Source organism: Sporomusa rhizae, assembly GCF_041428845.1.
Taxonomy (GTDB): domain Bacteria; phylum Bacillota; class Negativicutes; order Sporomusales; family Sporomusaceae; genus Sporomusa; species Sporomusa rhizae.
In genome coordinates, this window is the sequence record NZ_CP156925.1 from 5,700,280 (window position 1) to 5,721,347 (window position 21,068).

Annotated in this window: 19 protein-coding genes, 1 tRNA gene, 1 pseudogene and 2 riboswitches; of the genes and pseudogenes, 6 read left to right on the forward strand and 15 right to left on the reverse strand. The window is 41.9% G+C overall.

The window, feature by feature from the left end:
• Positions 1-26: 26 nt before the first annotated feature.
• From SRRS_RS26710 to SRRS_RS26725, 4 genes and pseudogenes are all read right to left on the reverse strand, one after another.
• Positions 27-102 (reverse strand) — tRNA-Thr (locus tag SRRS_RS26710).
• Between the two features lie 54 nt (positions 103-156).
• Complete coding sequence (locus SRRS_RS26715) at positions 157-1,413, reverse strand: HD domain-containing phosphohydrolase (RefSeq protein WP_371364827.1); 1,257 nt, start codon at positions 1,411-1,413, stop codon at positions 157-159.
• 134 nt (positions 1,414-1,547) lie between these two features.
• The gene (gene nrdD / locus SRRS_RS26720) at positions 1,548-1,820 is read right to left on the reverse strand and encodes an anaerobic ribonucleoside-triphosphate reductase (RefSeq protein WP_371364829.1); all 273 of its coding nucleotides are present in this window, start codon (positions 1,818-1,820) and stop codon (positions 1,548-1,550) included.
• 153 nt (positions 1,821-1,973) lie between these two features.
• Positions 1,974-2,369 (reverse strand): annotated as a pseudogene (locus SRRS_RS26725) (M23 family metallopeptidase); the annotation flags it as partial.
• Positions 2,370-2,829: 460 nt separating this feature from the next.
• Here SRRS_RS26725 and SRRS_RS26730 point away from each other — a divergent pair.
• Positions 2,830-3,933, forward strand: a complete 1,104-nt coding sequence (locus SRRS_RS26730) for an efflux RND transporter periplasmic adaptor subunit (protein WP_371364832.1) — start codon at positions 2,830-2,832, stop codon at positions 3,931-3,933.
• Positions 3,934-3,987: 54 nt separating this feature from the next.
• Here SRRS_RS26730 and SRRS_RS26735 read toward each other — a convergent pair whose 3' ends face one another.
• The 3 genes from SRRS_RS26735 to SRRS_RS26745 are packed head-to-tail and all read right to left on the reverse strand — an operon-like array spanning position 3,988 to position 6,599.
• A complete protein-coding gene (locus SRRS_RS26735) occupies positions 3,988-4,539 on the reverse strand; it encodes an SGNH/GDSL hydrolase family protein (RefSeq protein ID WP_371364835.1) in 552 nt (183 codons plus the stop codon).
• Positions 4,518-5,333, reverse strand: coding sequence for a nucleotidyltransferase domain-containing protein (locus SRRS_RS26740; protein WP_371364837.1), 816 nt, complete (start codon positions 5,331-5,333; stop codon positions 4,518-4,520). Before SRRS_RS26740 ends, SRRS_RS26735 begins: the two co-directional genes overlap by 22 nt.
• A 30-nt stretch (positions 5,334-5,363) precedes the next feature.
• The gene (locus tag SRRS_RS26745) at positions 5,364-6,599 is read right to left on the reverse strand and encodes an RtcB family protein (RefSeq protein WP_371364840.1); all 1,236 of its coding nucleotides are present in this window, start codon (positions 6,597-6,599) and stop codon (positions 5,364-5,366) included.
• A 123-nt stretch (positions 6,600-6,722) separates the two neighbouring features.
• On the opposite strand from SRRS_RS26745, the gene SRRS_RS26750 reads away from it, so the two are divergent.
• Together SRRS_RS26750 and SRRS_RS26755 are read left to right on the forward strand one after the other, a co-directional pair.
• Entirely contained in the window at positions 6,723-7,973 is a 1,251-nt protein-coding gene (locus tag SRRS_RS26750; RefSeq protein WP_371364843.1) for a WYL domain-containing protein, read from the forward strand.
• 24 nt (positions 7,974-7,997) lie between these two features.
• On the forward strand, positions 7,998-8,993 hold the full coding sequence (locus SRRS_RS26755; protein ID WP_371364845.1) for a WYL domain-containing protein: 996 nt from the start codon (positions 7,998-8,000) through the stop codon (positions 8,991-8,993).
• Positions 8,994-9,110: 117 nt separating this feature from the next.
• On the opposite strand, the gene prfH is transcribed toward SRRS_RS26755, so the two are convergent.
• From prfH to SRRS_RS26785, 6 genes are all read right to left on the reverse strand, one after another.
• Positions 9,111-9,719: a peptide chain release factor H gene (gene prfH / locus SRRS_RS26760; RefSeq protein ID WP_371364848.1), complete on the reverse strand. Its 609-nt coding sequence runs from the start codon at positions 9,717-9,719 to the stop codon at positions 9,111-9,113.
• Positions 9,720-9,723: 4 nt separating this feature from the next.
• Entirely contained in the window at positions 9,724-10,791 is a 1,068-nt protein-coding gene (locus tag SRRS_RS26765; protein ID WP_371364850.1) for an RNA ligase RtcB family protein, read from the reverse strand.
• Between the two features lie 365 nt (positions 10,792-11,156).
• Positions 11,157-12,518, reverse strand: a complete 1,362-nt coding sequence (locus SRRS_RS26770) for a nitrogen regulation protein NR(II) (protein WP_371364852.1) — start codon at positions 12,516-12,518, stop codon at positions 11,157-11,159.
• Between the two features lie 419 nt (positions 12,519-12,937).
• The gene (locus SRRS_RS26775; protein WP_371364855.1) at positions 12,938-14,359 is read right to left on the reverse strand and encodes an amino acid permease; all 1,422 of its coding nucleotides are present in this window, start codon (positions 14,357-14,359) and stop codon (positions 12,938-12,940) included.
• 111 nt (positions 14,360-14,470) lie between these two features.
• Positions 14,471-14,638, reverse strand: a riboswitch (Lysine riboswitch).
• Positions 14,639-14,889: 251 nt separating this feature from the next.
• Positions 14,890-15,339 (reverse strand): hypothetical protein, encoded by a 450-nt coding sequence (locus SRRS_RS26780; RefSeq protein WP_371364858.1) that lies wholly within the window; start codon positions 15,337-15,339, stop codon positions 14,890-14,892.
• 245 nt (positions 15,340-15,584) lie between these two features.
• Positions 15,585-16,493, reverse strand: a complete 909-nt coding sequence (locus SRRS_RS26785; RefSeq protein WP_371364860.1) for a hypothetical protein — start codon at positions 16,491-16,493, stop codon at positions 15,585-15,587.
• A 234-nt stretch (positions 16,494-16,727) separates the two neighbouring features.
• Between SRRS_RS26785 and SRRS_RS26790 the strand changes: the two genes are divergently transcribed.
• Positions 16,728-16,979, forward strand: a complete 252-nt coding sequence (locus tag SRRS_RS26790; RefSeq protein WP_371364863.1) for a hypothetical protein — start codon at positions 16,728-16,730, stop codon at positions 16,977-16,979.
• A 128-nt stretch (positions 16,980-17,107) separates the two neighbouring features.
• Positions 17,108-18,304, forward strand: coding sequence for a glycosyl hydrolase family 18 protein (locus SRRS_RS26795; protein WP_371364866.1), 1,197 nt, complete (start codon positions 17,108-17,110; stop codon positions 18,302-18,304).
• A gap of 104 nt (positions 18,305-18,408) precedes the next feature.
• Here the strand turns inward: SRRS_RS26795 and SRRS_RS26800 are convergent, their stop codons facing one another.
• Entirely contained in the window at positions 18,409-18,729 is a 321-nt protein-coding gene (locus SRRS_RS26800; protein WP_371364868.1) for a carboxymuconolactone decarboxylase family protein, read from the reverse strand.
• A 253-nt stretch (positions 18,730-18,982) separates the two neighbouring features.
• Between SRRS_RS26800 and SRRS_RS26805 the strand changes: the two genes are divergently transcribed.
• Positions 18,983-20,641, forward strand: coding sequence for a hypothetical protein (locus SRRS_RS26805; RefSeq protein WP_371364871.1), 1,659 nt, complete (start codon positions 18,983-18,985; stop codon positions 20,639-20,641).
• A 103-nt stretch (positions 20,642-20,744) separates the two neighbouring features.
• Here the strand turns inward: SRRS_RS26805 and SRRS_RS26810 are convergent, their stop codons facing one another.
• Positions 20,745-20,879, reverse strand: a complete 135-nt coding sequence (locus SRRS_RS26810; protein WP_371364873.1) for a hypothetical protein — start codon at positions 20,877-20,879, stop codon at positions 20,745-20,747.
• A gap of 57 nt (positions 20,880-20,936) precedes the next feature.
• A riboswitch (cyclic di-GMP riboswitch) is annotated at positions 20,937-21,022 on the reverse strand.
• Between the last annotated feature and the right edge of the window lie 46 nt (positions 21,023-21,068).

The following is a 21,068-nucleotide window of genomic DNA, read 5'->3' on the forward strand; positions in this document are numbered from 1 at the left end:
AACACCCCACAGAGCCTTGATTTTACTGGAGCCGATAGCAGGATTCGAACCTGTGACCCTCTCATTACGAATGAGATGCTCTACCAGCTGAGCTATACCGGCATTTTGACATTATCATTTTACTCGCTGGGAAGGGAAAAGTCAACTCAGCAATTCTTAGTTGCCGTGCTGACTATCTGGGGTCGTCATCGTCAAAATTTGGTTAACCAAATTACTTAGATTATCTATATTACTGAACAAATCAGCTACAATACAACCGTCTAGTTTGCGGCGTTCCACCATCCCACGCATGATTTTTTCAATTTCCGCCAAAGGCAGTGATGCCCGGTATGGTCTATGCTCACTTAAAGCCACAAACACATCTGCTACGCCGACTATCCGGGAGCCAAGTCTAAGAGAAGGTTCCTGAATGCGAAACGGATAACCGACTCCGTCCAATGTCTCGTGATGGAAAGCCGCCCATTCAGCTACCAGGGAAAAGCCGTCAATCTGCTCAAGTATCCTGTAGGTATAGTAGGGATGCTGCTTGATTATCGAAAATTCTTTGTCCGTCAATCCACTTTGCTTTTCCAGGATATCATTGGGTATAGCCAATTTTCCCAGGTCATGAAATAGCCCGGCAATTTTCATCAGTTTCACTTCTTCCTGGCTATATCCTTTAATTCGAGCCAAAAACTCCGAAACCAGGGCGACGCTACGGGAATGCATGCCTGTGAAGCTACTGGTCCGGTCAATGATTGTAGCAAAAATCTCCGCAATGTTGACAATGGCATCTATGTTAAACACTATATGTCCGTTGGCATCAAATTGACGGAAAAAGTTCTGATAATAATGCGGGTTGGTTAAATCCAGCCAAAAGCTCTCTTGCCCGCTAAATTCATGTAAAGCCCGTACCAAGTCAGGGTCAAAATAGTTGCCGCTTAACTCATCGATCGCGGCAAGAATATCCTGGCACTGCTCAAATATGTAGACTTTATCCTTAAGTAATACTTCCAATCGGTCGGCCAAATTTATAATCCTGCTAGAAAGCGGAATCTCCTTCCCTTCGAGACCGGAAGGATTGGGTCCTGCCCAAGCGTCATGGTGATAGCGTATAGGTTCAGCAAGCATCCCAAAATGCGGCGAATCCTTCAGGAGGAAATATCCAGCTTCGGCATGACGATATACGTCATGGGTTACATTTAGCGTTAACAACTTCTTTTTCTCATACCAATTAGACACAGCCCCAATATCATGCAGCAGCGAAGCAAAGACAAGGATCTGCCGATCTCTATACTCGAGGCCAATATGTTCTGCAATTTTGTTCGCAATTAGCGCTGTCCGCCAATGGTGCCGGGAAATTCCGTCTGTAGATAATTCCAACGCTATTGATAATGCACTCACCAAATTACTTGGCCGAATATTAAACAGCACTTTTTTCCGCTCCTAAAATAAAAAATTATCCGTAATAATTTTATATTATCACGGATAGTTATATTTTACTATTTAATATTCTATATACTCAACTAAAACTTAACAAATAGTTAGCAATTGTATCCTCAATAACTCTAGAAATGTACTACTCTATCAGTCAACTCCGCCTGTTTGGCCGCATTAAAACGGTCTTCTGTACTTAGATAACCGGTTATCCGCCTAATCCGCCTAATCGGGGAACGTTCAACCGCCTTTACGACTATTTCTTCGCCGTCCAGACTCAAAGTTACTTTGCCCAGTTCTTTTCCTTTTTGCTTCCAGAGCTGCAATTCCTCACTTACAATAGCCGTGATTTCCTCTTCGGTAATATCATCTTCGGCAACAACTGTAACACCATTTACCATCATATGCATCGCCTCCAATAATAATATGAACCTTTATTCACCACTAGTCAATGAAGAATTTGTCCTATTTGCAGCTGCTGGTTTCCATAATGCGACTTACTTTCAGGTGAAATATAGCTGATCATTATTGTTCAAGGCTTCACACAAATACAGCTTTTAATAAGCGACAAGAAAGCTGATAGGATCAACTGCGGTACCATTAACCCGGACTTCATAATGAAGATGTGGTCCCGTACTTCTCCCTGTATTCCCCAAATAGGCTATAACTTGGCCTTTCTTAACACTTTGTCCGGCGTTTACAGCTAAGTGGGCATTGTGTCCGTAAATTGTTTCAATACCATTGCCATGATTAATTTTCACAATATTGCCATAGCCGCCAGCCGGTTCACTCTGTACAACCTCACCGTCGGCAGTGGCAACAATCGGCGTCTCCATATTGTTGGCGATGTCAATTCCCGGATGAAATTCACTGCCGCCGCCCCATGGCGAGTTTCGCCAGCCAAATACTGAGGTAATCTCTCCGGTAACAGGCCAAAGCGAAGGCTTATTGGCCAATTTATCCATACTTCTCGCGTTTTTCTCCAGCTCTTGAACTGGCCTGGCTTCACTAGCTCTGACAGGCTGCGAAACCATTGCCGGAACACTTTCCGTAGTTTGCGAAGAATGCCGAATGACTACCATTCCGGATATAAAAAGAACAAGTGCACATAGTAGAACAATCATCCCCTTTTTGGAATGGACGGTTGCCCACCAGTTGCCTATATTATGCTTGTTCTGCGATTCCTGCGGAATATCCACCTGGGTCTCCTCCTAACTATACGCACCTTAACTAGCTTGAGTGCTGTAACAATTTTGTTTATCCTATGGTCTCGGAATAATGTTATCCTACCCCTTCTATATTATAGCGGAAAATTCCCCCCTTGTAATTACTATCTCTTTTACAACAATACTTGACGTAAAAATTGAAAAGTGAGAACATAGACTTATACCTTAGTTTATGGGAGTGACCTTTGTGAAAGTAATTCCCCCGCAATATCGAATTCTCGCCGTAATAACCACAGCAATAGCGGTTTTGCTTTTGTTTGCCGGTTATAAATCCTCCGCCGTGGCCGTTTGGTCACAGCAACTGGTTACCAAACCGCCAATTAACTTGACGGCGGTTCCTCTGAGTTCTGTAAATAAACCAGTACAAATAACCCGTACCGGGTCTATTGAAAATGCTACATTGACGCCTATCGCTGCTCCGTTCTCCGGCAGTCTTAGTGAAGTCTACGTAAAAGAAGGCCAAACAGTAAAGGCCGGTCAAGCATTATTTAAGATTGAGGCGTCTCAGGAGACAACGAGTGCCCAACCTGCAGCAGCCTCCCCCGCACCGCAAGGCAATTACACCAAAGCCTTAGACGAATTCAATCGCTACAAAAAATTATTTGAAATTGGCGCTATATCCAAACGGCAATTCGAAACAGCCGCCGCGAAATTACAAGCGGCTAAAGAAAGCTCAACCAGCGATTCAGACGGCGGGTCATCTTCAGCCGCTGTCCCAAGTGTTACTACTGTTACTGCGCAAGCCGGCGGTACGGTAACCGGTCTTGCCGCCTCGGCAGGAAGTACGGTCCAAGGTGGACAAACACTGTTATCCCTAGGCAGCGGTCAAACCCTGGAAGCTGTTATTTCGGTTAATCAAAATGATCTCTATCTTGTCCATTTAGGCACGCCTACTGCCATAAATGTTGCCAACCAAACCTTAACCGGTCAGGTTTCCGGAATATATCCAAAAATTGAAGCAAACCAGGTCGCGGCCTTCCTTGCCCATATTAAATTGGCCACAAATCCACCCGGCTTACTCACACCAGGTATGACAGCCACTGTCCGTATCGATACCGGTAGTTCCGCCTCAGCCCTTGCCGTTCCCTCCACCGCAGTATTTCAAGATGACCAGGGACGAAAGTTCCTATACCTGGCAGTCAACGGCAAAGCGCTCCTCCAAGAAATAACTACCGGCGACACCCTAGGTGAGTTGACTGAACTTACCTGCAGTCTGCCGCCAGACAGCATGGTTATTACAAGTAACCTAAATGAGCTTAAAAATGGAGCTGTAATTAATGTAGTAGAATAGCACAACAACGTACTCGAACGTAATAAGCCTTCCGGCCTGCACCGGAAGGCTCTTTTATATATTTCGTATTGTGTTTACAGCAATCCCTGCCATAACTCTATAACCTTGCTCATTAGGATGCAGCACATCAGTATAGAACCCACCATACGGCTGCTTGCTGTTAGACTTAAAAAATGCTGAGTGAAAATCAATCACAGATAGATTTTTAGCAGCGGCATACTCGCGCATATCTTCGCGATATAGACTAAGAATACATTCATCTTGAGGATAATTACAGGGTATCGGCAGTCCCAGTATCGGTATTATTTCATATTGCTCCGCCATTTCTACCATGGAACGAATATTATCATATACTTCTTCTGCCTCAACCCTCGCACAGGCATCGTTAGCCCCGCCCATAATAATTACGTGCGACGGTAAAGATCTGATAACATCCTGCGCAAAGCGTTCAAGCATTTGCAAGCTGGTATCACCGTTTACGCCTTTATTAATTATAGGAATCCCCAACTCTTGACTGACCAAATGAACCCATGACGAGCATGGAAAATAAGGAAATCCGTAGGTAATAGAATCCCCTATAGCAATTATCTTTTTAAAGTCCGACACTGTTTATCTCCTTTAGGATAAAACTCCCACACCTCTTGCAGTAAACTTCTAAAGAATATATTCAGGCGTTCCGTCTCACAAAAATTATCGGCCGGAAGCCCTTTTGCGTACTCTTCTAGATAACTTAGCCGCTCTTCAATATAGCTGTTCAGACTATCGATGCGTGGCTCTACTGTCAATTCATCGCCGGCTATTTTGCGCGCAAGCAGTGCCTCAACTTGCTCCTTTAGCTGCGGCTGATCTTTAAGATGGGTCTCCATAAGTGTAAGGAAAGATATGGGCGGATGGCTATTCTCCCGTTCCAGCCACATGCAGGCAAAAAGCGGTCTAAGAACATAAAAATATTTTTTGGACTTGACTCTTTCGCCTCTTAGATAACTTCGGTAGTTGGAAGCAGCCATACTTAAATAATGGTGTATTGAAGTTCTCCGCGCAAAATAGGCCGCCCGGACATCTCGCATCCGTTCCCTTATTTTATAACCCTCCCTATAAACTATCGGCGAATCCAGCCATTCCATTAGAGCAGGGTTATATTTACGCAGCAATCCCAGCGCTTTACATATATCCCAACCGTTTATATCCAATAAATCATTGATAGGATACTCGATAACATCCCTCTTTCTTTCAATAGATAAATACCACTCAGGTTTTTGGATATACACAAAACGAACATCGTAATCACTATCTTGCGAGGGAAAGCCCCAGGCCCGGCTCCCGGATTCAACAGCAAACAATATTTGAACGTTCTTTTCTTTTTCAATATCAGTTAATTTAGCAAGAATTATATCTCTCATAAGTATTACTCCTAACATTTACCTCCAAAATTAACCTTTGACCACACCAATTGTACACAGTTTCTTGACAGGCGTCATCAGGTCTAGCTCATTTGCAATAACAGAATCAATATCCTTATAGGCAAATCTTGATTCCTCCGCTACGTCACTTTTATTGTTCTTGCCCAGAACAACACCGCAGCCTTTCAAATCAGTTATAACCGACTCTACCGAAAAAGACCCCTTGGCTTTGGTACGTGACATGAGACGCCCCGCCCCATGTGAACAGGAATGAAAACTTTCTACATTGCCCTTTCCTTCAACAATATAGCTATACGATCCCATAGCACCGGGGATAATGCCTACATCGCCGACTCTTGCCCGAATGGCCCCTTTACGGTGTACCCAGACATTCTTTCCATAGTGATTTTCAATAGCGGCATAGTTGTGATGACAGTTAACATGGCTCGAATACTCGGGCTGACAGCCGGTAAATTTGTTAACCAATTTATCAAACATTGCCATTATCGCATTTAACATATGGTTGCGATTTTCTTTGGCAAAAGCAAGTGCCAGTTGCATCCATTCGATATAAGCTTGTCCCTCTTTACTATCAACAGGCAAGAATGCCAGTTGATATTCGGCAGGTACTACCGAAAACCACTTCTTGTTGTTTTCTTTGGCAGCTTCATGGAAAAATCCGCAGATTTGATGTCCAAGATGTCTGCTGCCGGAATGCAGCATTATGCCGGTCATGCCCTTTTCATCTTCCTGTAACTCAATAAAGTGGTTACCGCCGCCAAGGGTGCCAATTTGATAATAGCCGTCCTCTATTTCTGGAAGCAGCTTTTCAGCAAATGCATAGCGTTCCTTGTTGGCCATAGCATTGTCAATAACAGTGGACGCCTGCCGCTGTTTATGATGCTTAAAACCGACCGGAATGTTTCGCAGGATATCTCCAATTATTGCTTGAAGCAATGACCCGTTTGCCGTATTTGTGTTTTTAAGTAAACTAGCTTCAATATTGGTTTGAATATAGGCCATACCACAGCCAATATCTACACCTACCGCATTGGGAATAACCACACCGTCTGCTGCTATTACTCCACCAATAGGCATTCCTTTTCCCATATGAGTGTCAGGCATTAGAGCAACCCATTTATGTATAAACGGTAAATTAGATAAATTCGTAGCTTGCTGGAGGCAGCCCTCCTCTAATATATCAGCTTCACGCAGCCAGACTTTTATCGGGTGCTGATTTTTTGCCTTATCATAAATCACATACATAAGCTCATCTCCTTGTGTATAATTTACCACCTTATTACACTGGCATCATTAAAAAAAGTTTGCGAGCTTACAAATAATTGACAAATTTGGTATTATAAAAACATAATGTGTTAAGGTGATGCTATGGCCAGATTTACTGAACTAATTAAGAATTTTGATAAAATAAGAGATTATGCCCGGGACTTTTTAGTATACGGTTATAAATGCCGCAGCGACTACACCCGTAAAAGCAGCCGAAGCTATGATAATGAACGGCGGAGAATTGAAAGTTATCTTGCAGGCTATATTCGCGGGGAAAACAGCTCGCGTGGCAAAAATCTGTTCATCAGTACCGACACCGGCGACCTTTCACAAAATCCGCTGTTTTCGGTATGGGAAACCAAATCCTTTACAATCAATGACTGTTTGCTGCACTTTTACCTTTTTGACATACTTAGCAATCATCCCGGCTTAACTGCCCAAGAAGCAGCAGATACTCTCTCTAATGAGTGCCTGTCCACTTTTTCCGAACACGCAATGCCTGATACCATGACCGTTCGCAATAAGCTTAACGAATATGTAGAGGTCGGTTTGTTTAAAAAAATTAAGAATGGTAAAACCTTGCATTACTATATCAACGACAGTTTGTTCAATCAAAACCTGCCAGATCTAATAAACAGGCTTGCCTCCCCTATACAGTTCTTTGAAAACGTTACTCCAGCCGGTGTTCTTGGTTCTTTTATCCGTCGCGACAGCGGCCAAAATCGCGGAGTATTTTCCTTCCGTCATCTATTTACCTCTCATACGCTGGATGACGAAGTGCTAATCCAAATACTTTCAGCAATTCAAGAGAAAAAAATGATCCAGATTGAAACCTGCGGGAGCAGATCAAAAAATCCGTTCTGCCAAATAATCCTTCCTCTAAAAATAGCGATCAACGTAAAGCATGGCAGAAGATATCTACTTGCCTATAACAATCGAAAACACAATTTCTTCTCATACCGTCTGGACTATCTCAAAAACGTTAAGGTATTAGAGAAATACGATACTTTTCAAAAACAATTAGCCGAACTTGAAACCAGGCTTTCCCACACCTGGGGTGTCTACCTAGGCAGAAAGAATTATATGGAACAGCTTGAAATGATACTATCTATTAATGAAAGCACCGAAGCTTACGTACTTACCCGGCTTAAACGCGAAGGCAAACATGGGATAATTGAAAAATTAGCCGATAATACTTTTGCATACCGCATTGAAGTCACCGATACACAGGAAATGGTACCATGGCTGCGCACGTTTATTGGACGAATCATATCGATAAATGGCTCTAACAAACAAGTTATTAAGCAATTTCTCGATGATATCGAACGCATGACACACTTATATGAGGAATAGTCACGCTAGGAACGGAGGACTACTATGGAGCTGTTTAGTGAGATTCACAGCAGATACTTTTACATTATAAACCAGGTCTTACAGGCTTCTGCCGTACGTAAACTTACAGCCAGTGAAATTGCTGCAATAGTTGCTGAACTTGGTTTTACCGAAACATCCTTAGCTCTAACTCCCTATCTGCTAAACACCAATCAAGAAAGCTATTGCTTGTTAAAAAAAGATTTTTCCGGCTGTTTATCGCCAATAGCTAAAAGCCTCCCGCCGCTTACCTTAACAACACTGCAAAAACGCTGGCTGAAAGCAATCATAAATGATAAACGGTTTGCCCTGTTTGCTGACGAAAATGAATACTCCTCATACCGTTCCTTACTTTCCGATGTTGAGCCGCTTTATAATCCGGATTATATTTTGCCTATAGACATGGCAAATGACGGTGATGATTACAACAGTAAAGAATATAAGATCCTTTTCTCGACTATCCTTAAATCCATTCAAACAGCCAAGGTACTACTGATTACCTACGAGAGCGGCAAAGGCAACCGCCTTTCCGCCTATATCGCCCCATATAAGCTTGAGTACTCGCTAAAGGACAACAAATTCCGGCTCATTGGCGTGAGGTTACGCCAGAAAAAGCTGCAAAGTCTCTATAAATTAAATCTTTCCCGCATTACCTCGGTAAAAGTTATGGACTGGAATGCGCCTGCTGGCCTCGCAAGATATATCCAGAGTCTTCGCATACCCCAGCCGGTTGAAATCGAGATTACAAATGAGCGTAACGGCTTTGAGCGCATCTTTACTCAACTGTCTAATTTCGAACGCATCTCGGAATATGATGAAATCACAAAAACCTGTTTTATGAAAATTTACTATTATGAAGTAGATGAGATGGAACTTTTGATTACGCTTCTATCCTTTGGCCCAATTATTCGAGTATTGGGACCGGCGGATTTTAGAAAACAACTCGTCGAACGCATAGCAAACCAGAAGCAGCTACTTGTTAAAGTTTCTGATGAAGTATAGTGCCTTGTAGTTTTAAATGTTCTCGCGCCCTATCTTAAAAATGAAAGAAAACTATTGCCTGACAGGCAATAGTTTTCTTTCATTTACAAAGCATAGAATCTAAACAGCGTCATGGCGCTATTTCCTATGCTCCGCGTTGAGCAGTCTGAACTCCGCCCCCTCATAAACCCGGACAGGTTTTCCCCGCTCTAGCAATTCATGTTGAATCCACATGGTTTGTTTCAACAGCATTTCCTGCGCAATATTCTGTTCCATGATGATTTCATTTAATCGGATTAGCGCCAGTTTTTTGTTGATATGCTGGTCGCGGCCTTGAGTAGATACAACACTAACACCGGTAGGAATATGTGTCGCCCTAACACCGGTTTCAACCTTATTCACGTTTTGTCCACCCTTGCCTCCGCTTCTGAATGTTTCGAAGCGGACAAGTTCTGTATCAAAATCCTGCTTTCGGTTTTCTTTAAAGAGGCTAACCCCGATAAACCAGTTTTTGCGCTTATGTTTTGGACGGAATGGGCTTTGCGCTATCCATTTGACTGTACCGATAATTTCATCTACCTTGTTGTCTGTTTTTATAACTACAGATTTGAAGCAATTGACATAGCTGCTTTTTACTTGGCTCACGATTTCCAAATCGCCAAATTCTATCTGTAATGCTTTTAGAAACTTTCCGACTGCCAGTTCGCATTCTAAAGGACCTTTTCCGGAACTTATTTGAATCAGCATAGTATCACCCCTTATAAGTCAGCACTGGCCTAAGCGTCGCAACAACATTGATTAGCTCAAATTGCAAAAGGCTATCGATTACAGTATCAATATTTTTGTATGCTTCCGGCGCCTCTTGAAATAATAGGTCGGTATCATGACATACCACCCGACTTTTTAATTTTGTTTGGCGAATAGTATCACGATCATACTTGTTACGGATACGTGATTTGCACAGACTCCTTGCCCACTTCCGGCCAGCACCATGGGACAGCGAAAAGGCCGCCATGGCTGTGTTTTTTGTTGGCTCTACAACATAAGTGAGTGAACCGCGCGAGCCCGGGATAATAATAGGCCCTCTCTCGGCAGACACGGCACCTTTACGGTGAATAAACCTATCGCCTCTTCGCTCAATAAAATTATGCTGACAATCAATTAACTTTTTCGGCCGCGGAGTATATCCCAAATAAGCAAGCAGCTTATTAACTACTATTTTACGATTTCGCGCAGCCCACAACACGGCATTATCATGCTCTGTTAAATAACACTCCACTTGTTCATCATCTGCCGCAAGGCCCTGAGGATTATCATACGTATTCAAAATGCTTTGCCCGTAGCCACGGGAGCCGCTGTGTACTAACAACATTAGCATTGCTTCGTCCAATTGCAGCGCCATACAGACTTCTTTGTCGTAAATTTTATCCACTACCTGAAATTCCACAAAATGGTTACCTCCACCAATAGTTCCTAAGTCATAAATGGGACTTGGCTCTTCATATGGATTATCTGTCTGAATATCGGCTAACTCCCGAATGTTGCTGAGCTTTGTAACCCATCGGTCAAGCTTGAACTTTCTGCTTTCAATCCCCGTGTCATATAGTCCCATCCCGCAACCGATGTCCCCACCAACAATATGTGGATATATTACATCCTCAGAAACTACCACCGCTCCGACCGGTGACTTTCCAGCATGCAAATCCGGCAGTCCCACTGTTTGTACTACCCCTGGCAAGTTTGCCAGTGCTTCTAATTGATTGATGGCCGTCTGTTCTATCCAATTCTTTTCATTCGATATAATTGTTATATTGCTCATGCAATTCCCCTTATTGTTTATTTGTAAAAATAAAAAAAGTCGCAGCAACCAAACTGCGACCCTACTAGCTACCCTAAAAAAGGCAACAAAAAAACACGATAACCTATCGTGCCAAATCAATAAAAATATTAGGCGTGTGGTTGTCTTAAAAAAATACTATTAAATTTCGTTCACCTCGAAAACAGCAATTACCAACATAACAAAGCACCCCTTTTGCCTAATATTTGTATTAATACTATAATATGGCTTTTACCTATGATTGTCAAGACTACTACTCAGGTCGTTAAAAACTCAAATTCTAGTTACCCATTAGCAAAAGACAGGCGTTGTCTCTGGATGTTCCAAAGGCAACGCCTGTCTTTCTCTCATTCTCCCTGATATACAGGCAATGTAATTGTAAATACAGTTCCTTTTCCTACTTCAGAGTTGACTTTTACCGTTCCGCCATGATGCTCGATAATGCTTTGACAAACTACAAGCCCGAGACCTGTCCCATTATCCTTTGTTGTAAAGAATGGTTCGAATATTGTTTCAAATTCATCCACAGGTATACCTTTTCCGTTATCGGCAATTGTCAATTTAACAAAGCCCTCGTCGTACTCGGTCTGTATTATGAGGCGACCGTTTTTACTCATGGCATCCATAGCATTCCGGGTTAGGTTTAAAATTAGCTGCCTGATTTCTTTTCCGGAGGCAAAAACAGGGAGTAAATCTTTGAGGTTAAGATCTAACACAATTCCTTTTTTCATACAGTCAGCATATATTATAGGTTCTAAGCGACGAATTATTTCATTTATGTTTTCCGGGGATTTTTCTACGAACCGGTTCCGTGCTAAGGCCAAAAAATCGTCAATGATCTGATTTGCATGCGCCAATTCCTCTAGCGCGGTATCCATGTATTCGGCTATTTTTCTATCACACTTTTTTTGCGCGAACTGTAGGAAGCCCTGAACCGACGTCATCGGGTTTCTGATTTCATGGGCAACACTAGCCGCCATTTCCCCTACCAAATCCAAACGATTAATTCGTGCCAATTCGACAAGCATTTTTTCGCGTTGCTGATAGGCATTTTCTAATGCTACCCGTTGTTCTGTAATTGTATTTACCAGCGGGATAAGTTCGGGAAAATCCTTAAAGCTCTCAGCACTTGTATTATCCTCTTTAATTTGAGTGATAAGATTATTTATAGCTTTTAATAATCGGTCAAAGATCATCCGCACTAATATAATAGAAATAAACCAGATGAGAATACAGTATATTGTCAACCGGAAAATCATATCGTTTACAGCATTTTGAATATCCGCTGTTTTAGCACAAGCCCATGTGAAACCAATTGTTTCTCCATCGACGTTTATTGGATATTGCAGATTTAGAATCCGGCTGTTTAAAAAATCAATGGAAGGTGTATTCTCCTGTTTTTCTATTTTTCCAGTCTCAAAGATTTTAAAATACCTGTCGTCATATTTTGCTTTATTTAGTTTATCCGGAGTTGGGTCAGTTACGGCTATCACTCGATCCAAATTTCGAGAGTAAATACCCAATCCATAGTTAGGATATTTATTTTGTAACTGGTCAATATATGGCTGGTATTTTGCGTTTAACATTGAAGCCTTATCTTCTTCGTCAAATGCGCCAATTACGTTATCTTCAGCAAATTGATTTCTATAAAACGATCTCTCAACTTCGGAAGCTGCATCCTTTAGTTCATTTTGTAGACTTGTCATCATTAATTGTCGTTCCTGTTCGATATATTGATAACCGACAAAGATAGTTATTGCAGTTATTACTACTGTTATAAGAAGATAAAATTTATGAACTATTGAACTACTCAGTACTACTCCCTCCTTCGAGTAATAATGTTCTGCAATTCACTTGGATATTCCTTCCTTTTTTAGTAAAATTTATCTGAAAAAGGAAAATAAACTCTTTTCTTAAGAAAGACGCAAAAATAACACCCTTCGCCAAAATTTTTATATTTCTATAGGCTAAACTTTACTAAAAAAATAACCGCAACCTTTCAACTTCAACGTAAAGGTGCGGTTATGTTATATGCAGTTAAATCAATACTCTACTAGCCTCTTTATCCTTGTCTACACCATAAGCGCACATGCAAAACAAGACTCTAGGTAACTGATCATAAAACCATCTAATTAGCCGAAGATTGTGAGGTTATATCCTTCTTTTTATTGTGGAACAAGCAGTAGTACAGATAAATTCCGGCTACTACAACTGTACCGGCATACAACACAATATGCTGTGTTTCATCAAAGTACAAGCTGAATATGATTGCGAAATTCAAAATGATAGTCAAAATAGGAACAATGGGATACATCGGAGTCCGGAAAATCAAATCACTAAGCTTACCGCCAAGTTTCTGATACTCTTTGCGGAAATTGATTTGACACCAGGCAATAATAATCCAGATTAAGCACCCCGTCAAACCGGTACTGGACATTAACCAAAGATACACAGTATCAGCAGCATATACCTGAGTCAACAGAGAAAGACCGGCAAGTGCCAGCGTAATTAATACGCCATTGAAAGGAACACCGTTGCTATTGAGCTTTCCAAGCCAGGAAGGAGCAAGGTTTTCCTTAGACATGGACCAGAGAAGACGGGAGCAGGCGTATAACGCGGAGTTACCTGCTGACAATGCAGAAGTAAGTACAACAGCGCTCATAAGGGTATGCGCGAACGGCATGCCGGTACGGCTAAATACATGCGCAAACGGGCTTTCCAATACTCCGGCTTCTTGCCAGGGAATCGTTGCAGCCAACACAAAAATCGCTATTACATAGAACAGGATAATCCGGAAGGTAACACCTTTTATAACCCGGGGAACATTTTTGCCAGGGTCTTCGCATTCCGCAGCGGCAATACCAACAAGCTCAGCGCCTTGGAAAGAATATACTACGGCAATCATTGACAAAAATACGGCAAAGAATCCATTAGGGAAAATATCTGGTCCAATATTAAAATTAGACAAACCAATGGCTCCTTCGTTGCCAACGACACCAAACATTAATGCTGCACCAAAAATAATGAAACCAATAATTGCAGTTACCTTAATACCAGCAAACCAAAATTCAGCTTCACCATAATTTTTAACAGAGATTAAATTTAATACTGCCAAGCCAATGGCAAACGCGGCACACCAAACCCATACAGGAATCTCAGGAAACCAGTTATTAGCAATAATACCCGCCGCCGTAAAATCAGCAGCAATACAAGTCGCCCAGTTAACCCAATACAGCCAGCCGGTCGTAAAACCTGCTCCAGGCGAGATAAAACGGGAAGCATAAGACTGGAATGAACCAGAAATCGGCATAGCAGTAGACAATTCGGCGAGGCTTAACAATACCAGCAGCATAACAATGCCACCAACCGCATAGCCCAGTATAGCGCCAAACGGCCCGGCCTGACTAATCGTTTGCCCCGAACCTAAGAATAACCCGGTTCCGATTGTGCCACCGACAGAAATCATCATTAGATGGCGCGATTTCAAATCCCGCTTAAGACCTTTCTTGTCAGGACACAGTTTCTCAAAATCCACTGTTGCTTCAGACATAATAATTCCCTTCTTTCTACGTCTCCAAAATAAAAAGACAGTCGAAAGCGCGATCGACTGTCTTAATAAAACAGCTCCAGACAACAAAACCATACACTGCTATTGTTGCCCGAATGAGATAGCGCTCCACCATATCGGCGACAGTCGCACAGTTATTCACTGTACGCCCAGCCCAGAGTGCTTGGCGTCATCTGGACTTCGGCAATCAATCCTTTTGCTGCGGCTCATCGCTGCCGCCTCACCGCAGGTACTCATATTAATTGCGCCTCTACTTCATCCTGAAAGGACATCTTAGTATTTTGTTTTTATTTCGAAGACAAAAATTCTTCGTCTCTAATTTTAGTATTATTAATAATTGCTGTCAATAAAAAATCAGCGAAAATATTTCTGAATATTTTATACAAGCTTACATGTTTTGATCATTAATGATTATTTGTATATAAAACCTGACAAAAATCATACAAAAAAGTCCTCAAAGCAGGTGCCCGAAGGTTTTTTTCTCTAAACAACCAACTCTGTATTAGCAGTATTTATCGTTTCTTTAAACCGTCAAGATAATCACAAATTGCAAGAAACTCTTTAATATCGGTAATTCTTTTCAAATCCCGCAGATCAAAAATAATATCTGAGTATTTATGTTTTATAAACTCCATATCATACAGTTCACATTCAACAAAACCATCGCGCCAGCTATGGATATACGGTACAAATTCATCCCAGTTTCGCTCAAAATATTTTACCTTGGCAAAACATAACTGGTATATATAAAATATAACTCGGATAACTGAAGACTTTTTTACAAATTTATGACTGAAAAAAATCTTTTGAGGATATTTGTCCTTAGGCCTTTCCCAAAATAAATCGGTATTACAGTGAAGATCATATTTGCGGAGTACTTTAATCTTTTCCTCATCTAACTCTGCCATCAATATTTTATTTCTTACAATACTATCTTGTGTTTTCAACATTTGATAATCCACCCGCTGAACCTCCTCACCAATAGCTCAGACTTGACTAACTATGCAGCAATATAGGAAATAAACCAAAGGATTCTTTTTATAATAAGTCTATTCGACAAATTGTTGCGATAGCCTTTGTTGCTATCGAATTATTATTTATATATTATCCATTTATTTTATATCATGTATCTGCTATTGCAAAAGAGACTTAACAGCAAAAAAAAACGGCAGCGCTTTCTCCAAAGCATCGCCGTTTGATTTAACTACTAGTTTTCTACCGATATAAGGCAGTCACCTTTAAATATTAGCGAGCTGGTGCCATATTTCCAAACTGATTTCCAGCTTCCATAAGGATCATCAATTATATCTTCGGGCGGTCCCCAGCTAAGCTCTACTTGATTTTTTGTCATTCCCGTATCTACTGAGCCGGCTTCAACCTTATCCCAGACTTCTTGCGGCCAACCCATTCTGGCGCGTGGGTCTTCCGTAAATAGCACTTCCTGCCATGGCTGAGTCTGTTTCCAGGCAGAACTACGTATATTAGTCCAACTATATGCAAGGGGCAAGACCGCTCTTTGCCCATCGACCAAAACAATTAACTGTATTGGCTCGTCGGTACGGATTCCGGCGCGAACTCCAACTACCTGGACCCCGCTGGCAATTTTTACTGCTATTGTTTGCGGCGTGTCACCCCCTAGCTTATCCTCAAGTTCCAAAAATCGCTTTTTCACATAGACTTTTTTGCCAATAAACTGTTTGCGAGCCTGATTCAAGTCGGCTTCCAGCAATAATCCCTCAAGTTGACTACGAACTGTACGGCCTACCAGTTTCATTCCGGTATCTTTCTCTATCATGTAAATTAGATATTCTTTCTGATCGGTACCTGCGGGGAAAACAACCACATTGGTAACCCTGACACGTTTGTAAGCGTGCGCGGCGTAAGGAATCCAGACAGAACGATCTTCAGCCCAACCGCGTTCGGCATCGCCTGTCTTGAAAATCTCATAACCATCTCCCTGTCTGTCAGCAGGCAACGCGTGAAATAGAAACGTCTTTCCCACCCATTGCTCTGGAGGCAAATTGGGCGAAGACATTGCCATAGCTGAAACTCCAGTTAATACACAGCTTCCCAATAACAGCACCATGCAAAGCAAAATTACTCCTTTACGTCTCACTTTCCCCTTCCTCCTTTTTTATCTCAAAATATCCTACGCAAGCCCTAACTTCATTTAGCAGTAAACCGGAATTTTAATTATACTCTTATTTTAAACCCTATTGCGAAATTTTTCCATGTCATATGAACTAGCTAGAACTAATAAGTTTATCAAGGAACCACTTTCAAAAAAGCAGATCTGGCGAAGCACTTGCAACCTTAGTGAATATACTAAGGTATAGAGGAGGGGTACTTCATGGATACCAATCAAGACCCTTTTACTTTTAGCTGCTTGTGTATAGAAGAATTAGAGAGTAAAGCGAGAAAAATAGGCACCTCTAACCGGGGAACTGTATGTGCCGGCAACTCCGTAGTAATCTTCACCATGTTTTTGTTACAAGAAATACTTGAACACCTCGCCTTAAACCCGATCACAAATCTGACCAGTATTATAGCGGTATCGGGGGCTATTGCAAGTTTAAATAGCAGCATAAAAATTGATCCTTAAGTGCAGGGAATTTGATGATCCTGCTACTTTTTTTTGCTGGCAAACGAGACCATAAGAAAGTTACCAGAAATTTATCATGGTTACAAGCCTCCTTAAGTGCTAGTATTAAATAAGATAAGGAGGTAAGGATGCATAAGTTAAAATTAATGGTGGCAGCGTTACTACTAGTAATGTCTACCAGCATTCTTTCACCTGTTCCGGCTCATGCCGTTTCCTTAGACTCACCCACTGTTGAAACCGGTGGTATCTTAGGTGTCTTACTTAACTTACTCAACTCAACCATATTCTCAAGGTTAGACCTATCTGATAATAAACAGGTAAGCACACTGCCACCCGTTTTACCAACAACGCCGACTCCCCCAGTTACCCCGTCAGTAAAAACAAATTCAAAAAAAGAAGTTGTCGGTTTCTATGCCGAATGGCACAGTGATGACCAATCCAGCTACAATGATCTGGTCAAACATCATGATGCCATTAACACGATCGCCCCACTTTGGGCAGGACTAAAAAAAGATGGAACCGTAATCGACCGTGGCGGTGCCAATCATGCAGCAGTAGTAAAATACGCAAACGCCAATAACATTGCTACCTTACTGCTGGTGAATGCTGCCGATGGAGATATCCACGCTGTTTTGACCGATGCTAAAATACGTACCAAAGCAATCAATAATCTTGAGGCTTATATCAAAAAATATGGCCTTACGGGCATTAATATTGACTTTGAGGGTGTCCAGCCTTGGGACAAGGATAACCTAACCCAGTTTATGAAGGAACTATCTGGTCGTCTTAAGCCGGCTGGTTATCTGGTAACCATCGACGTGTTCCCTAAACACAATGAAACAACAGATATCGCTATCGCTTACGACTATGCGGCACTAGCCAAGTACGCCGACAAAATCTTTGTAATGACTTATGACTACCACGGTGGTTGGGGCAGCCCAGGAGCCGTAGCTGATTTACCACTGGTCGAGCAAGATATTAAGTATGCACTTACTTTAATACCGAGCAATAAGCTTTATCTTGGGGTTGCCGGCTATGGCTACGATTGGTCCTCTAAAGGAAATCAAAGCCTGGAGTATGGCGCAATAGCTAATTTGATTAATAAGTTTGGTGCTACCGTCGAATGGGATGACACCGCCAAATCCCCCCATTTCACCTATACCGGTAACGACAAAGTAAAACACCAGGTTTGGTATGAAAACCATCAAAGCTTGCAGTACAAGCTCAATCTTGTTAACAAATATGATCTAGCCGGAATTGCTCTCTGGAAATTAGGTCAAGAGGATCAGGCTGACTGGGATGTAATCAAAAGCGCGTTTAAGTAAGATAAACAAATGGGGTATGTCTAAAGACATACCCCATTTGTACTTATTAAGATGGCGCTCACAAGCTAACAAAAAAGTAACTCCATCTATAACATCACCTATAATCACTCGCTATCATATGCGTTAAGAGCTATTGGTAAGGCTTGAATTACTATATTTCCCACAGCAGGCAATCCCACCAGAATGGCACTAATGATCTCATCTCTTGTCGCTCCCAGCGATTTGGCATGTTTTACATGAAAGGGCAAGCCACCTTCCAGTCTAGCTGAAGCTAAAACCGCTATGTATGCCAATTCTTCGGTTTTAGCATCCAAATTACTGGCTGCTCCTAACTTTTGCACTGTTTCCAGCCATATCTCCTGTTGTTTTGGGGCTTCTTTCATAAATACCTGAAAAGCGTTACTTACCGATAATTTATTATCCATTCTTGTGAACCTCCCATCGTAACATTCCTTTTTAGATTATTTAAACATAATTCCACATTTATCCTGCTAATATATGCCCCAGCCTGGAGTGCTTACATAAATGCCCTGGCCGCTCTTTACTCCGGCAAAATATATTTCCAGTCTTGTCCAGCATAATGCCGACACTTTATAATAATCTAAAGGAGATTCTACCAAATAACGCAATTTCAATGCAGGAAATCATTCAACCGGAAAATAAATGGAGGCGTAAACTGTGGCTGACAACCAACAAATAATAACAATAAATCCACAAAAAAAATGGAGTAAGAAAAAAATTGGCTTGCTAATTTTTGCTGTAGTTTTTTTAGCAGGAACAATTCTTTTTCAATTGGCCGCAGGCAAGGTGCGGCAAGCGGCAGAGCAAGCGTTACTGGTACAAGTCAATGAGGCGGTCAATGGCCAGATCATAGTTGGCGACATTGACTTATCCATATTGGGTTATGTGCAAGCGAAAGAAGTTCAGGTAATTAGCGCCGCAGGTAAGCCACTGGCCAAAATAAACCGGGTACAGATTCGCTATAACTGGAGTGATTTGATAAAAGGACAACTTGGACCGCAACTGATACAGAGGGTTACTTTGGAAAAACCCGAATTCTGGATTATCTGTCATCAAGATAGCTTGAATTGGGATGGTTTTCTCAAGACAACGAAAAAGGAACAATCCGGTTTTGCCGGGATTGTAAAAATTCAGGATGGCAAACTTCATCTGGAAACGGATTTTTTTGAAAAAACCGCGGATCAGTTAACCGGTGAGCTTGCGTTTCGTCAGGAAGATGAAGTCGGACTTTCCGCCACCGGGAAAGTAGATCAGGCTGCTCTCAGGCTGGACGGTCAATGGATACCTAAAGGTATTTCGGAAATTACATTGTCCGCCAAAGGAATGGAAGTAGCCAAGTTAGGCCTGACGACGGCGGACGCCCCACTGCAATTAGCCGATGGCAGTCTTGATGAATTAACTGTCAAAATCGGTAAAGATAATTCATCAGGCGCAATATTGGTAAAAACATTAGCAGGACGCTTTTCCAATGTTACTACAACGGGCGCCCTGGTCTTAACTGAGTGCAGTGCCGAATTTGAAAAGCAAGGTGACGCTTTTCAGTTTAGCAATGGGCAAGCTCTATATCAAGGTCAGACTATTACAGCTTCCGGCCAAGTGTTAACTGCACCTTCCGGTGAAAAAACTTTAGATTTTGCTATTCAACTGCCAGCCGGCGACCCGGCAGTGATGCTACCCGATCTGCAGGCTGGGGGAGTCCTTACCGCACAGGGTAAAGTTAGCGGTTCTGCGTTTTCACCTGTGTTATCCGGTAACTTTACTCTTGGCAGTCTTCAATTCGGAGATATGCTAATCAGCGATATCAATGGCACTTTCTCTTATACACAGCAAACATTACAATTGCTGACGGCTAAAGGCGCCACTATTGGCGGCTCTGTTGCAGCCAGCGGCACCATCTACCCGGCTACACAGCAATACAGCTTATCAATCTCCGGCAGTGGTCTTGATACCTCGCAACTATCGAAAAAAGATGTTAGCGGCCCTTTGTCTTTAACAGGATCGGCATCCGGCTCTACTTCCACAGCTACCGTTAAAGGCAGCTTTGCCATTCATAACGGAAAAGCCTATGGCATATCTTTTCGAACGCTAACTGGCAATTTCATAAAAAAGGGATCGGCTGAAGTGGAAGTCAGCAACCTAGTTATTAAAACAGATTTTGGAGTCTTTTATCCTGAGCAACTGAGCCAAAGTGTAATAGAAAGACTTCATGATCGCAATCTGCCGGCAACAAGCACAGAACTTAAAGAAAAAGTTAAAGAAAAGGTTACTGAAAAAGTTACTGAAAAGCTACTGGAAAAGCTATTCGACAAGGGCTGATCTACCGCCATTTAACCTACTCTATGTCCTGTGTAATTATATACGTCTTTAAAGAATCAACAAAACCCCTTCTAGCAAAATTGCGGAAGGGGTTCTTCTTGGGTCAGGTAGAATGACCCGGCTTATCTGAAACCATTGTTTCTAATTCCGCTATTATTTTGGGCAGCTCTTCCATTAGTTTCTCCAATTCTTCTTGGCTCAAATCTTCATTTTCATTATTAACGGAAATATACTCCACCTCCACTCTCCCTGCATTTTTTAATTGCAAAAAACAAAAAAGCCAGATAACACTATTTAGTGCAACCTGGCAATCATAGACAAATCGTCTTTAGACCCATAGCTTTGCGCCCCATCCTTTCAGAAGGTTTGCCAAATATTCATTTATATTATTGTTATACCTTACTCTATAAAATCCTTCAATAGTTAA

Coding starts and splice junctions, on each gene's coding strand:
- nrdD (WP_371364829.1), bottom strand. CDS start 1,820: ATGATGGTAAATGGTGTTACAGTTGTTGCCGAAGATGATATTACCGAA.
- SRRS_RS26740 (WP_371364837.1), bottom strand. CDS start 5,333: ATGAGAGATATAATTCTTGCTAAATTAACTGATATTGAAAAAGAAAAG.
- SRRS_RS26745 (WP_371364840.1), bottom strand. CDS start 6,599: ATGTATGTGATTTATGATAAGGCAAAAAATCAGCACCCGATAAAAGTC.
- SRRS_RS26750 (WP_371364843.1), top strand. CDS start 6,723: ATGGCCAGATTTACTGAACTAATTAAGAATTTTGATAAAATAAGAGAT.
- SRRS_RS26755 (WP_371364845.1), top strand. CDS start 7,998: ATGGAGCTGTTTAGTGAGATTCACAGCAGATACTTTTACATTATAAAC.
- prfH (WP_371364848.1), bottom strand. CDS start 9,719: ATGCTGATTCAAATAAGTTCCGGAAAAGGTCCTTTAGAATGCGAACTG.
- SRRS_RS26765 (WP_371364850.1), bottom strand. CDS start 10,791: ATGAGCAATATAACAATTATATCGAATGAAAAGAATTGGATAGAACAG.
- SRRS_RS26770 (WP_371364852.1), bottom strand. CDS start 12,518: ATGATGACAAGTCTACAAAATGAACTAAAGGATGCAGCTTCCGAAGTT.
- SRRS_RS26775 (WP_371364855.1), bottom strand. CDS start 14,359: ATGTCTGAAGCAACAGTGGATTTTGAGAAACTGTGTCCTGACAAGAAA.
- SRRS_RS26790 (WP_371364863.1), top strand. CDS start 16,728: ATGGATACCAATCAAGACCCTTTTACTTTTAGCTGCTTGTGTATAGAA.
- SRRS_RS26795 (WP_371364866.1), top strand. CDS start 17,108: ATGCATAAGTTAAAATTAATGGTGGCAGCGTTACTACTAGTAATGTCT.
- SRRS_RS26800 (WP_371364868.1), bottom strand. CDS start 18,729: ATGGATAATAAATTATCGGTAAGTAACGCTTTTCAGGTATTTATGAAA.